Source organism: Enterococcus moraviensis ATCC BAA-383 (assembly GCF_000407445.1).
GTDB classification, from domain to species: Bacteria; Bacillota; Bacilli; order Lactobacillales; family Enterococcaceae; genus Enterococcus_L; species Enterococcus_L moraviensis.
Window position 1 is genome coordinate 378,632 of sequence record NZ_ASWB01000002.1, and the last position, 12,737, is coordinate 391,368.

Here is a 12,737-nt window from a genome sequence, read left to right on the forward strand (position 1 = left end):
TAATATAGGAACACCATCGAAGAAACTATTTGCTTTGATGAGGCTAATTTAGTAAATGGAGGATTGGAGCATGACAAGATATATCGCGTTACTACGTGGGGTTAATGTCGGTGGGAAAAATCGTGTTGTCATGGCAACATTAAAAGCACGCTTTGAACAACACGGGTTTAAGGATGTCAGTACTTACTTAAATAGTGGCAATGTTATTTTTTCTAGTGAAGGACGAGATGTTTTACAACTGACAGAGGATTGCGAGAAATTGATTGAAGCAGAGTTTGGTCTTAAAATCATAGTGACGATTGTTTCAGCCAAAGAGCTGCTTGAAGCATTAGAGCAAATGCCAGAATGGTGGAATGTGGACAAAGAATCAAAACACAATGTCATTTTTGTGATCCCCCCAACAACGACCGAAGAAGTAATCAATTCAGTTGGCGAGGCCAAAATAGAGTACGAGAAAGTTGCACATCATGAAAGAGTAATTTTCTGGTCAGCGCCAATCAAAACTTTTTCAAGAAGTCGTTGGTCAAAAATCGTCGGCACTAAGATGTACAGTCGAATTACGATTAGGAATGCGAATACTGTCAATAAACTGGCTGAACTTGTGCAAAAAAATAATTAAAAAAGAACTTGTCTTGGAGGTACCTCCAAGGTTTATACTTTCCTTGTTGATCGATCAAACAACAAAAAGAGAGGAAGTATAGAGATGAGTAAAAAGGTCTGGTTCGTAACAGGAGGTTCAAAAGGGTTAGGATTAATTTTAACAAAAGCGTTGCTAAATAATGGGCATCAAGTTGTCACAACAAGTCGAAATAAAGAAAGTTTAATTCAAAAGGTGGGACCTGAAAGTCCAGCGTTTTTACCTGTTAGCATGTCGCTGACAGATGAAACAGATATCAAACGTGTAATTGCGTTAGCCGTTGAAAAGTTTGGGAGGATCGATGTCTTAGTAAACAATGCAGGATTTATGGTAGCAGGAGCTGCGGAGGATTTAACGGATGAGGAAGTTCGTGCCTGTTTTGATGTCAATGTGTTTGGGACATTGAATACGATGAGAGCTATTATACCGATCATGCGAAGTCAAAAATCTGGCTATATCATCAATACATCATCGATTTCTGGCCTTTATGCTGGCGCATTTGAATCAACCTATGCCGGAACAAAATTTGCAATCAATGGAATTTGCCAAGCTGTTGCAGAAGAAGTCAAACCGTTTGGAATCCACGTCATCAATGCAGCACCAGGGTATTTGCGAACAGAATTTCTATCAGAAAATTCCTATGCGATGTCTCATACAATCAGTGAGCCATACAAAAAATCAGTAGAAGAACGTTTAGGTTTTGTTGCTACGATGAATGGGAATCAAGCTGGAGACCCTGAAAAAGTTGCTGCACTTTATATGGATATAGTTGAAATGGCACAACCACCTTTAGAATTAATGGTAGGTAGTGATGCATACGAGTTAGCTTTAAATATGGCAAATCAGAAAATACAAATGACTGAGCAATATAAAGAATTGTCAGAGTCGATTGATTTTATACAAAAGGAGAAATAGATGACGATCAAAGAAATGGCAGAGCTAGTAGGCATTTCTGCGGATACATTAAGATACTACGAACGAATCAGTGTAATCCCAGCTGTTACAAGAACAGTTCATGGCGTTCGCGATTATGATGAGATTCACCTTGAGTGGATTCAGTCGATCTTAAAATTAAAAGCGTCTGGCATGACATTGGAAATGATCATTGAATACGTTCGTTTAGCAAATGTAGGTGATTCTACGATTGAAGCAAGAAAACAATTGCTGGAAGAAGAACAGGAACGTATTACAGCGAAAATCGAAGAGCTGCAGGATAGACTGGCGACAATAAATCTTAAAATTGCTGATTATTATGAAGACTTATTACCTAAGACGACTGCGATGATCAATAAGATGAAACCTAAGATAGACTAAGTGACATAAAAAATAAGAAAAGTGGAAAGCCCTGTGAAAAGGTTTTTCTGCTTTTTTAACCTATATTGAAACTAACTCATTTTACGCTTATAATGAATATTACGTTAAAAAGATGGAAATGTGTTGGGGGAAAAGAAGAATGTGGCAGTTTATAAAAGATAATCTATTTATGATCAAAAGAGCTGGGTTGTTGTATAATATGAAACCTAGAAATACGTTTTTACTTACTTTAATACTTGGGGCAACGGGGATTCCAAGGATTTTAAATAGAAATTTTATTTCAGGTGGTATTTTACTCTTTGTATTTATCGTTACGAGTGATTGGGATAACGACATACTTATTTGGATTGGGGTGTTTGATGCTGTTACGAGCCTTTTTTATCGAGAACCAGAACCCAAAAAGCAAACGGTTGAAGATAGACATAAGGTAACGAGAGCTGCAGTAACAAAGGATGTCTCAAAAGAAAAGTCTAACGAACCCCCAAAAGAGCGTATTAAGATAAGACCCAATCAGGAAAATACGATCAAAGTAGGAAATAAAATCTGTCATTTTTGCGGTGCACCGATGCCGACAAACGAAAGTGTTTGTTCTTATTGTAAAATGGAAAGTACACAGTAGAAAGTTGAGAAAATCATGAATTTAAGGAAAAGTATTAAAGTATTTTTAAGTGTTCTATCCATTTTTATCGCCATCATTCTAGTTTATGTCGGCTATGTTTATTTCAGTTATGGAAGAATTGCGGATAACGAGCCTGTTGAAATCACTCAAAAGGCTAAAATGAACCAAGCGGCAACTAATAAAGAATACAAAATTTCAACGTTTAACATAGGCTATGGCTCTTACACGCCAGATTACACCTTTTTCATGGATGGCGGTAAACAATCTAAAGCAGTCAGTGAAGCAAGTGTTGTCAAAAATATCTCTGGTGTGATCGATACGATTAAAAAAATCGATCCGGATTTTGCTTTGTTCCAAGAAGTTGATGAAAAAGCTACCCGTAGTCGCGGTGTAGATGAAGTGACACAAATCAATCAGCAATTTTCTGATTATACTAGTGTGTTTGCTACAAATTATGATTCAGCCTTTTTAATGTACCCCATTCTAGACCCAATCGGAAAATCCAAATCGGGTATTCTTACATTGAGTAACACAACGATTGAAGAGAGTACACGTTATAGTTTACCAATCGAAACGAATTTTAATAAATTTTTTGATTTAGATCGTGCGTTCACGGTCTCAAAAATTCCAGTTGAAAATGGCAAATATTTGATGCTGTATAATGTTCATTTATCGGCCTATATCAAGGATCAAAAAATCCAAAAAGAACAAGTGCATAAATTATTCGATCATATGGAAAATGAATACAAAAAAGGGAATTATGTCGTTGGTGGTGGCGATTTTAATCATGATCTACTGGATTCTTCGACTGAAATATTTAAAAACGACCCAACAGAAGAATATACATGGTTACAACCTTTTCCAAAAGAAGAGCTACCGAAAAATTTACAAGTTGCAACATTGAGTGAAACGAAAATTCCAGTTCCTTCAGTGCGTAATTTAGATAAACCATATACAAAAGGGGAGTCCTTTGTAGCATTAATAGATGGATTTATTGTTTCTGATAATGTTGAGAATGTCAGTGGAAAAGTGAGTGATGCTGAGTTTGAAAATTCAGATCATAATCCAGTTGAAATGACCTTTAAGTTAAAACCATAAAAAGAATAGCCTGAAACATCCTTTTTTGAGTGATGTTTCAGGCTATTCTTTTTTTGATTATTCTTCTATTTTTACGACAGTTTCTTTCCCGTCATTCATGATCAATGCTGTTTGGCTGGCAACATGAACACCATCTGAATTGTAATCAGTCTTAGAGAAATTAGCAATTACAGATAATGTTTCACCGAATTCAGTTTTTTGAACTAAACGATCATCTGTCAATACTTGAAAGTTAGTCATTTCATGTTGCAAAGCTTTCTTTTGGAAAGGACTCCAAATTTTAGCATTTTCGGAAATATCCTGTTTATGTTCTTCCCAGCTATTTTTATCGAGATGCATCATTGGTGGCGTGTTGTACAAATACTCTTTCATGCGACGCTCACCGACTTGGTCTTTGATTTTATAACTATCCCATTCCCATTGATGAGAGGTAATCACAGAACGGTTGTAAACAAGTTTATAAAGCGGAAGAGAATAAACAGGGTCAGTGTAAATTGCTTTGTATTCTTCTTTTATTGGTACGACTTTTTTATATTTCGTAGGGATACCGCCATCTAGTGCAGCATAGCTTCCTACATAATAGTCACTATCTTTGTTTTCCCGCATATCAGGATCAGACCACATAATAACAGGTGTTTCAATTCCATGAGCAAAGACCATTTCTTTTGAGGCAAAGTCATTCCCACCTTCAGAACCAACAACTAAACCTTTTTGATTGAAATAGGCCATGCGTTTTAAACGTCCTGCAACATCTTCAGTTTGAGTAGTCAAATGATCAGGACTATAATCGTTATAAATTTCACCAGCAGCATCTGTATCTAAGAACCAAGAATTAAAGGGAATTCCGTTTTGAGTGATTCCTTTAAACCGTTCTTCTACATCAGGGAAAACGAGCGTTGGGTTCAATTTACGCCCTTTTCCTAAGAAACCAGCTACTTTTTCACCATTTTTCTTGGTGACTGTGGCATTCTCATAGAGATCAGAGTTAGGAAAAGAAGCGGTGTTCCAATCAATACTGGCATTTTCTTGAATCGATTGATACGAATCATAAGGACCAATCAAATAGCCTTCATCCGCAGCGGTTTTCACCATTGAAGGATTCATCAAGCCATTTGCCCAATTGGGTAAGCCAATCCACGCATTTTCTATTCCTGCTTTTTTCATCTCTTTAAAAACGTCAGATGAAGTTACTTGTCCCCATTGTTCAAGTGGGGGAGTTAAGTCAGCAGTAACACCAGCTAATAGATGTTTATTTAAAGTATATCGTTCTTGTTCACTTAGCTGATCAAGCCCTTTTTCAATTAGATTTTTAGCTTCTGCATCCGGATTTTTAAAAATATCTTTATTGTAAAATTGTGGATAGAGCAACACATAGTTAAGCGAGGTCAAAAAGGTGTTTTTCTCATATTTGTACCCTTCATTCCGTTTAAACGCTTCTAGGGCGTTCAAATATTCTTCAGAGCCATCTTCGCCATATTGATTTAGTAGTTCACCGATCCATTGGAAGATAGGTTGATCGATCATTTTTGGTAATTTACGCCAGTTGATATCTTCTGTATTTAAAATGCGACTGTTCCAATAATAAACCTGGATTGCACCACGCATTTCTTTGATTTCGGGATTTTCTTTTTCTTTTTCATCTAGCGTTTTGAATGCACCTAATTTAATGCGATCCATTTGGTAGGTTTTAGCAATCGCTACTGGATCATTGTCGGTAATGTAAAGACGATAATGCACTGTTTTATTTTTGTCGAAACCAATAAAATGGTGACTTGCTTCTAAGGTAAGGTGAGGCTCAGTTTTCGTTAAAAGATCATTGTTAAATGTGTTGTCCGTAACAAAAGTTGCAGCAAATGTTTCATGGTTCGTCGTGAAAAAGCTCATTGAGAAAGCTTCACTCATAGATAATTCTTCATTTTGATTAAAATAGGCAAGCCACTCTTTCTGGTCATTAGGAATCGTTTTTCCTTCTGCAATTGGTAATATATAATTTTTAGCATCTAGTTTTGGCCAAGTAACTGTGTTATCTTCATCCGATAAACTTGTAAGAGTAACCGCAAGATGATTTGTTTCTTTTTTCAATGTGACCTTGAGTTGTTCATTAGGATAAGTCCAACTGACCTCTTCATTCTTCTTTTTTAAATCGGTCACTTCTTTTGCTTCTTGTGGTTTGGATACTTCTGCTTTTTCTCCATTTTCGGTAATCGAGACGGCAAATGTTGTTGGATCGACATCAAAGGAAAAATCAGTTTTGGCATAGGTTTTATTTTTTTCCACTTCTTTGTTGGCAATCAGTTCTTCCGATTTGTCAGTTGCATTGGTTTTGTTGATATTACAAGCAGATAAAGATAATGCAATGGCGGTTAGACTTAGATAAATCGTACATTTTTTCATAGGTTCCTCCTCGTATAGGATCATAATTTTTTTCCACTTTTGTTTGATAAAAAGCTGATTCAATAGATAAGCAGACTCGCATGACTCAATAACATAAACTCAGTCTAACAAGCCAATGTTACAGAAAAATGCCAAACGCAAGTAAAAAAAGGTGTCTGGGACAGAACTCTGCGAGTCATATCCCAGACACCTAGTATCCGAATAAACGATGGGAGCAAATGGTCCTCGATGCTTCGAGGATCAGAGTGAAACGAGAACCGTAGAGGCAGAAGCAACCCCTTCGGAAATAAGCTGACATTCACAAAAATCGGAAGTCCAATTTTCGTGAATGTCAGCTTATTTCTCGGGGCTAAACACTCCTGTCTAAACCTCGTTCCCCAGATTTATAAAAATGTAAAATAAAAATCAATGTCTGATGAACTAATTTTGCTTCAACCGTAAAACCATGTTCATTCATGATTGACTGAACGATCGACAACCCAAGACCTGTTCCGGAAAGGTTTTTATTTCGTGATTTCTCATGAACGTAAAAGGCTTCCCAAAGCTTATTGACATCAAATGCTGAAGTTAAAGAAGTTTGATTACTAATCGTAAATTCAATAAACGCATCTGTTTCTCGCCAGCTGGCTTGGATTTCCTTATCTGTGGTGTATTTAATACTGTTAGTTAATAAATTATCAAACACTCTTTTCATCAAAAGCGGATCAGCGTCAATCAATGAAAGAGGTGTATCTGTATTTGCTTCGAGTAATAAAATAGCTTCTTTATCCATTGAAGGCCCAAGTTCCGTTACGGTTTGACGCCAGCTATCGGACAATTGTAATGGTACTTTATGGATTGGTTGCTGCTGTTCTAATTTTGCATAGTCTAATAGTTGATCTACAATATCATTTAATCGCTGGGTTTGTTGTAAAATGACTTCCAGATAAGTTCCATCATCTAAATCGTCTTCAATTCCAGAGTCATATGCTTTGATCAAAGCGATGGGCGTTTTTAATTCATGAGTCAGATCTGCTGTAAATTGTTTTAACTGCTCATTTTTAGCAAGTAAATTTTTCTGGTAAGTGGCTAAAGCATAACTCATCTTGTTGATACTAAGTGCTAATTCACCAATTTCATTTGCTGGGATATCCGTAGTTGTTACAAAAGTCAACGCCGTGATTTCTTCTGCTACTTGTTTTAATTTAACCAAAGGATCTGTTATTCTCCGAACGGAAATATAAATCAGAACAATAATCAATAGTAAGGTGACACTTAGTGAAATAAAATTAAATGTGTTGATCAAGTTTGCTGTTTCTGAAAAATTTACGGTCGAGACACCGACTAAATAAAACGTACCCTCAATAATTTTCATCTCAACTAAGAAACTGGACTTTTGTTTTCCTTGATCGAAATTTCGTTGGATAGCCTGATCATTTGCTTGTAGCTGGTCTAATGTTTCTTGGGTGATCCAAAAACGATTTAACGCTACTTGTTTTCGATTCAACGCAATATTTAAGGCTTCATTAAAATCATCAAGTGAGCTCCCGTCTACATCTTGTGTGATGATTGTGACTTGATTGTTGTTTTCTAATTCAGTCAAGTGTTGTTCTGACTGGTCATTATGATGAAGCTCGGACATGACCGAGGTAACTTTTTGTTCCATTTTAGAAAAATAGTAGTGGGGAACAATCAAGCTATTCAAAATAAACATAATAACAAAGCTACCAATAATGATCAGTGTAAATGTCAACGTAAGCGTGGTACTGATTTTTCTAGGTTTCTTTTTCAATGAGATAGCCCACTCCTCTTTTGGTGGTGATGATCTCATCGCCAACTTTTTCTCTAAGTCTTCTAATATGAGTATCCACAGTGCGTGCAACCCCGTCATAGTCCATTCCCCAAATACCGATCAAAAGCTGTTCTCTAGTCAAAATTGCGCCTTGATTTTTGGCTAGCATCATTAGTAAATCAAATTCCTTTTTTGTCAAATCCAATGGCTGATCTTTTTTCCAAACTTTTAAATTAGCTGGTTCGACCAACAAATCTTTGATGTAGAACGAATGAGCTAAATTAAGTAATTTTTTTACGCGCAACAATAGTACTTGAGGATGAAAAGGTTTGGTAATATAGTCATCTGCACCACTGGATAAAGAAAGAAATTCATCTTCACCTGTTGATTTTGCTGTTAACATCAAGACCTTTAACGAGCTTTCAGCTTTGATCGTTTTAATGACCTCAATGCCATCAATTTTAGGCATCATCCAATCAATAATAGCTAAATCCACTTTTTCTTGATAAAAAATATCTAATGCTGCCTCACCATCCAGTACAGTGTAGACAGTAAATCCGTCTTTTTTTAAATAAGCACTAACGATTTGAACCATTTCGGGACTATCATCGGCAACTAAAATATTCATGAGCAAAAACTCCTTTTAAAGATTCGTTAGTAACAGGGTCTACACTAAACTTTTTCAGAAATAAGCATAGTAAATCTGGATCAGAATATTTGCTGAGATGCTTTGTTTATTTATCATACTTATATAATTTAAATTCATCAATCAATTGAATCAATTTTTCTGCATAGTCTGGGTCTGTTGCATAACCGCCATTTTGCAAAGCAACTGCTGCTTCTCGATAATTTTTACTTGTTTTGATACTTTCATAAGTGCCGCCTTTTAAAAATTCCATATGATCGGCCATTGATTCTTGGATCGTTTCGTATTTTTTAAAGGAATCATCAATTGTAATTCGTTCTCCATTGATAAACTCATCCGTCGGCATAATGCTGGATTGCTCATTAAAGGCCCCTTTGATCCCAAACAAATTTTTTGCTTCTATAGCTAAATCGCTGCGACCCCAGTCAGATTCTAAAATCGCTTGGGCAATTGTAATACTGGCAAATAAGTGAGTTTGTTTTTGTAAAAGTTTTGCTTCAGATGCTATTTCGTCAATAAAAATCTGCTGATACGCAGTGGCTTCATCTTGAATGGGTTGTTCTTCTTTATTAAAAATAAGGAAAAGACTAGCAAATGAAAGAAGTAGAATCAATAGTAAAGGTAAAATATTTTGTCTTTTTAGAATTCCTTGATTCATATAATAACCTCTTTTCTTTAAGTGTTGTATTCAGTATAGAGGTTAAATGTTACGAAAATGTGCCAAATAAGTTAATATTTCCCTAGCTTTCTTACTAAATAATTCAGACAAACATTTTTATGTTACGAAAAAATAATAAATAAAGTTCTTTACAATACAAAATAAATCATTTATGATTGTTTTGTCAATACCCCTATGGGTATGAAGGAGGAGCCTATGTTTTCATTTTTCAATGTAAATTCAATTAGTACAACTGAACTTCAACTAAAATTATCAACACAAATTGAAGTGCTAGACGTCAGAGAAAAGACAGAATTCGCTGCGGGACATATACCTAGAGCCAAAAATATACCCCTCAGTAAAATAGACTCTTATACAAAAAAAGACAAAGAGCTAGTCTATGTGATTTGCCAGTCAGGTATGAGAAGTCGTCAGGCAGTCAAAAAATTAAAAGCTAAAGGAATAGAAGCCATCAATGTTAAAGGCGGAATGAATGCTTGGCGTGGTGCAATCAGAGGAGGGAAAGTCTAATGCGTGTAGTCATTATAGGTGGAGTTGCGGGCGGAATGTCTGCTGCTACAAGATTAAGAAGATTATCAGAAGAAATCGAGATTATTGTTTTAGAAAAAGGGCCGTATGTTTCTTTTGCAAACTGTGGATTACCCTATTATGTATCGGGAGAAATTAGTGAACGCTCAGAATTGATTTTGCAAACACCGGAGCAACTGAAAAAAAGATTCAATATTGACGTTTATCCAGAAACAGAAGCAATTGAAATTGATCGTGAAAATAAAACAATTTCAACCTGTGCAAACAGGAAAGAGGATATCATCCGTTATGATAAATTGATTCTTTCACCAGGAGCACAACCTGTTATTCCAACGATTGCTGGGTTAGACGAAGCGACAAATGTTTACACATTGCGGAATGTTCCAGATGTTGATAAAATCGTAGCAACAGTCAAAAATGAACAACCTAAGCGTGCTGTCGTGATCGGTGCAGGGTTTATTGGGTTGGAAATGGCAGAGAACCTTAGTCAGTTAGGAATAGACGTTACAATCGTAGAAGCAGCGCCACAAATTTTACCACCTTTAGATGAAGAAATGGCAGCATTTATTGAAAAAGAATTAAAGCAAAAAGGCATCACAGTATACACAGGAGCGGCTGCAACTGCATTTAAAGAGTCTGGCAAAAAAATCGAATTAAGCTCAGGTGAAACGATTATAAGTGACTTTACTGTTTTATCGATTGGGGTTAAACCATCTAGTGACTTAGCGGTTAAAGCAGGTTTAACAACAGGTTTACGAGGGGGTATTCTGGTGGATCAAAGCTATCAAACCAATGATCCAGAGATTTATGCCGTAGGGGATGCCATCGTAGTCAAACAACAAATCACAGATGAAGATGCCTTGATTTCACTAGCTTCACCAGCTAACCGTCAAGGGCGTCAGGTAGCAGATGTCATTGCTGGAGTAGCTCGCAAAAATCAGGGGAGTATCGGAACGGCAATTGTTCGAGTATTTGATCTTGCAGCGGCTAGTACAGGATTAAGTGAACGTCAATTGCGAAATAGCCAGTTAGAATATAAAGCTGTTCATACAACATCAAAAAGCCATGCAGGGTATTTTCCAGGTAGTCATCCAATCGTGATGAAACTATTATTCCACCCTGTCACAGGTAAAATCTATGGTGCCCAAGCAATCGGTCAGGATGGTGTTGATAAACGTATCGATATTATTGCGACAGCGATCAAAGCCGGTTTAACGGTGATGGATCTGCCAGAATTAGAATTCACGTATGCACCGCCTTTTGGTTCAGCGAAAGATCCTGTAAACATGATCGGTTATGCTGCAGCCAATATTATCGAAGGTTTTTCTGAAAATATTCAATACTACGAATTAAAAGAAGCAATCCAAAATGGCGCCTTTCTTCTTGATGTGAGAAATCCTGGAGAGCTAAAAAATAATGGTGCACTACCGCATGCTGAAAATATTCCTTTAGATGAGTTAAGAGATCGTTTAGCGGAGCTACCAAAAGACCAAGAGATCATTGTCAGCTGTCAAAGCGGTCAACGTAGCTATTTAGCAGAACGAATTCTGAAAAATAATGGTTTCAATGTTAAAAATTTAGATGGTGCTTTCCAAATATATAGTGCAATTTACCCTCAGGAGGTTATAAAATAATGTATAAATCAATGATGATCGACGAATTTGAACAACTAGAAAAAAGAAATGAATTGGCAATTGTCGATGTGCGTGAAGTAGATGAATATGTTTCAGGACATATTAAAGGGGCAAAAAACATGCCATTAAGTATGTTGCAAGAAACAGCTACATCATTAGAGAAAACAAAACCTTACTATATTATTTGCCATTCAGGTGGACGCTCACAAATGGCTAGTGAATATTTTGCCTCGTTAGGATATGATGTAACGAATGTAATGGGCGGTATGTCCGCTTGGAGAGGAGATGTTGTGGATGGCATGTGATCCTAAATTAGCAAATCGCTTAAAACGTTCAGAAGGACAAATTCGTGGGATTCTAAAAATGATGGATGAAGAAAAAGATTGCCGGGAAGTGGTGACCCAATTGATGGCTGTTCGATCTAGTATCGATAAAGTCATTGGGTTGGTCGTAACTGAAAATCTGAAACAATGTATAGAAGACAAAAACATCGACTTAACAAGTGAAGATTTAGTCAAGGCATTAGAAATGATCGTAAAAACGAGATAAATAAAAAAATCAGACATCAGCATGAGACTGATGTCTGATTTTTTAGTTTAGAGTGATAGGTACTTTCTTCTTGAGCAGCCATCCCGTTTTCTGCAGCTCATTTAAAGAAATAGAAATCCTAGATTGAGAAGTACGACAGAACTTTGACAAAATTTCCTGCGTGATAAATTTGGGAAGTTCCAATTGGTCTGTTACCGTTAAAATACCGATATGATCGCTTAAATAAATTAAAGCTTGTTTGATTCGTTCAGTTGATGGTAAGTGTAAAAAATTGAAATAACTATAATGGCGCTGGAAGATATCTGCAAAATTAGTCAGCAGTAACTCATAATAGTGAGGGACTTTATTTAATGAATGAAGCAGCATCTCTTTTGATATAGAAAAAATCGTAGCCTGTTCACTAATCACCCGAATACTATGTTCTTTTTGTTTAAAAGTGGAAAAACTGTCTAAACCAAAGAAGTCATTTTGTAAAATAAAAGAAGAAATATAACGTTTGCCTTCGTTGAGAATTTCAACCGAAATAACCCCATCCACAACATAATAAAGAGTAGTAGTTTTTTCATATTCGTCAATGATCAGACTATTTTTATCATATTTTTTTTCGATACAATCATGAGGCGCATTTTGCTTTAAGTACTCAATCAACGCAGCATTATCTTTATATAATTCGATGTTAACCGTCTCCTTTCAAATGCAGCTTGCATTATTCTAAGTGTAAAAAGTATAACATAACTAGATTTTTTTTGAGTTTAAGTCTATAAAATTAGAAAGCGACAATTTATATCATTGATATAAATTGTTTTTTTTATTTCCTCTAAAATAAGGTTTATCAGCTGAGTGTGTGACGTAAGCAGTACAGTGAGTA

Annotated in this window: 14 protein-coding genes; 9 read left to right on the top strand and 5 right to left on the bottom strand. The window is 36.1% G+C overall.

Annotated features, from left to right (window positions below; genetic code table 11):
- The first annotated feature begins 70 nt into the window (after positions 1–70).
- The 5 genes from I586_RS07795 (at position 71) to I586_RS07815 (ending at position 3,668) form a co-directional block, all read left to right on the top strand.
- Positions 71–619: a DUF1697 domain-containing protein gene (locus I586_RS07795; RefSeq protein WP_010765694.1), complete on the top strand. Its 549-nt coding sequence runs from the start codon at positions 71–73 to the stop codon at positions 617–619.
- Between the two features lie 84 nt (positions 620–703).
- Positions 704–1,552 carry an SDR family oxidoreductase gene (locus I586_RS07800; protein WP_010765693.1) on the top strand — a complete coding sequence of 283 codons (849 nt, stop codon included), beginning with the start codon at positions 704–706 and terminating at the stop codon, positions 1,550–1,552.
- Entirely contained in the window at positions 1,553–1,951 is a 399-nt protein-coding gene (locus tag I586_RS07805; protein WP_010765692.1) for a MerR family transcriptional regulator, read from the top strand.
- 139 nt (positions 1,952–2,090) lie between these two features.
- Positions 2,091–2,570: a hypothetical protein gene (locus I586_RS07810; RefSeq protein WP_010765691.1), complete on the top strand. Its 480-nt coding sequence runs from the start codon at positions 2,091–2,093 to the stop codon at positions 2,568–2,570.
- Between the two features lie 15 nt (positions 2,571–2,585).
- Positions 2,586–3,668 carry an endonuclease/exonuclease/phosphatase family protein gene (locus I586_RS07815; RefSeq protein WP_010765690.1) on the top strand — a complete coding sequence of 361 codons (1,083 nt, stop codon included), beginning with the start codon at positions 2,586–2,588 and terminating at the stop codon, positions 3,666–3,668.
- Positions 3,669–3,725: 57 nt separating this feature from the next.
- Here I586_RS07815 and I586_RS07820 read toward each other — a convergent pair whose 3' ends face one another.
- The 4 genes from I586_RS07820 to I586_RS07835 all read right to left on the bottom strand — a co-directional run bounded on the left by I586_RS07820 (position 3,726) and on the right by I586_RS07835 (position 9,137).
- A complete protein-coding gene (locus I586_RS07820) occupies positions 3,726–6,062 on the bottom strand; it encodes a glycoside hydrolase (RefSeq protein ID WP_010765689.1) in 2,337 nt (778 codons plus the stop codon).
- Positions 6,063–6,411: 349 nt separating this feature from the next.
- Positions 6,412–7,872, bottom strand: a complete 1,461-nt coding sequence (locus tag I586_RS07825) for a sensor histidine kinase (RefSeq protein ID WP_244147870.1) — start codon at positions 7,870–7,872, stop codon at positions 6,412–6,414.
- Positions 7,817–8,461 carry a response regulator transcription factor gene (locus tag I586_RS07830; RefSeq protein ID WP_010765687.1) on the bottom strand — a complete coding sequence of 215 codons (645 nt, stop codon included), beginning with the start codon at positions 8,459–8,461 and terminating at the stop codon, positions 7,817–7,819. The genes I586_RS07825 and I586_RS07830 overlap by 56 nt, the downstream gene beginning before the upstream one ends.
- A 106-nt stretch (positions 8,462–8,567) precedes the next feature.
- Entirely contained in the window at positions 8,568–9,137 is a 570-nt protein-coding gene (locus I586_RS07835; RefSeq protein WP_010765686.1) for a glycoside hydrolase family 73 protein, read from the bottom strand.
- A gap of 216 nt (positions 9,138–9,353) precedes the next feature.
- On the opposite strand from I586_RS07835, the gene I586_RS07840 reads away from it, so the two are divergent.
- Genes I586_RS07840 through I586_RS07855 form a run of 4 tightly spaced genes read left to right on the top strand, consistent with a single transcriptional unit; the run spans position 9,354 to position 11,869 of the window.
- Complete coding sequence (locus I586_RS07840) at positions 9,354–9,668, top strand: rhodanese-like domain-containing protein (protein WP_010765685.1); 315 nt, start codon at positions 9,354–9,356, stop codon at positions 9,666–9,668.
- On the top strand, positions 9,668–11,320 hold the full coding sequence (locus I586_RS07845; protein ID WP_010765684.1) for an FAD-dependent oxidoreductase: 1,653 nt from the start codon (positions 9,668–9,670) through the stop codon (positions 11,318–11,320). Before I586_RS07840 ends, I586_RS07845 begins: the two co-directional genes overlap by 1 nt.
- Positions 11,320–11,625, top strand: coding sequence for a rhodanese-like domain-containing protein (locus I586_RS07850; RefSeq protein WP_010765683.1), 306 nt, complete (start codon positions 11,320–11,322; stop codon positions 11,623–11,625). Before I586_RS07845 ends, I586_RS07850 begins: the two co-directional genes overlap by 1 nt.
- On the top strand, positions 11,615–11,869 hold the full coding sequence (locus I586_RS07855) for a metal-sensitive transcriptional regulator (protein WP_010765682.1): 255 nt from the start codon (positions 11,615–11,617) through the stop codon (positions 11,867–11,869). Before I586_RS07850 ends, I586_RS07855 begins: the two co-directional genes overlap by 11 nt.
- Before the next feature lie 42 nt (positions 11,870–11,911).
- Here I586_RS07855 and I586_RS07860 read toward each other — a convergent pair whose 3' ends face one another.
- Positions 11,912–12,517: a Crp/Fnr family transcriptional regulator gene (locus tag I586_RS07860; RefSeq protein WP_010765681.1), complete on the bottom strand. Its 606-nt coding sequence runs from the start codon at positions 12,515–12,517 to the stop codon at positions 11,912–11,914.
- Positions 12,518–12,737: the final 220 nt, after the last annotated feature.

Coding starts and splice junctions, on each gene's coding strand:
- I586_RS07795 (WP_010765694.1), top strand. CDS start 71: ATGACAAGATATATCGCGTTACTACGTGGGGTTAATGTCGGTGGGAAA.
- I586_RS07800 (WP_010765693.1), top strand. CDS start 704: ATGAGTAAAAAGGTCTGGTTCGTAACAGGAGGTTCAAAAGGGTTAGGA.
- I586_RS07805 (WP_010765692.1), top strand. CDS start 1,553: ATGACGATCAAAGAAATGGCAGAGCTAGTAGGCATTTCTGCGGATACA.
- I586_RS07810 (WP_010765691.1), top strand. CDS start 2,091: ATGTGGCAGTTTATAAAAGATAATCTATTTATGATCAAAAGAGCTGGG.
- I586_RS07815 (WP_010765690.1), top strand. CDS start 2,586: ATGAATTTAAGGAAAAGTATTAAAGTATTTTTAAGTGTTCTATCCATT.
- I586_RS07820 (WP_010765689.1), bottom strand. CDS start 6,062: ATGAAAAAATGTACGATTTATCTAAGTCTAACCGCCATTGCATTATCT.
- I586_RS07825 (WP_244147870.1), bottom strand. CDS start 7,872: ATGAGATCATCACCACCAAAAGAGGAGTGGGCTATCTCATTGAAAAAG.
- I586_RS07830 (WP_010765687.1), bottom strand. CDS start 8,461: ATGAATATTTTAGTTGCCGATGATAGTCCCGAAATGGTTCAAATCGTT.
- I586_RS07835 (WP_010765686.1), bottom strand. CDS start 9,137: ATGAATCAAGGAATTCTAAAAAGACAAAATATTTTACCTTTACTATTG.
- I586_RS07840 (WP_010765685.1), top strand. CDS start 9,354: ATGTTTTCATTTTTCAATGTAAATTCAATTAGTACAACTGAACTTCAA.
- I586_RS07845 (WP_010765684.1), top strand. CDS start 9,668: ATGCGTGTAGTCATTATAGGTGGAGTTGCGGGCGGAATGTCTGCTGCT.
- I586_RS07850 (WP_010765683.1), top strand. CDS start 11,320: ATGTATAAATCAATGATGATCGACGAATTTGAACAACTAGAAAAAAGA.
- I586_RS07855 (WP_010765682.1), top strand. CDS start 11,615: ATGGCATGTGATCCTAAATTAGCAAATCGCTTAAAACGTTCAGAAGGA.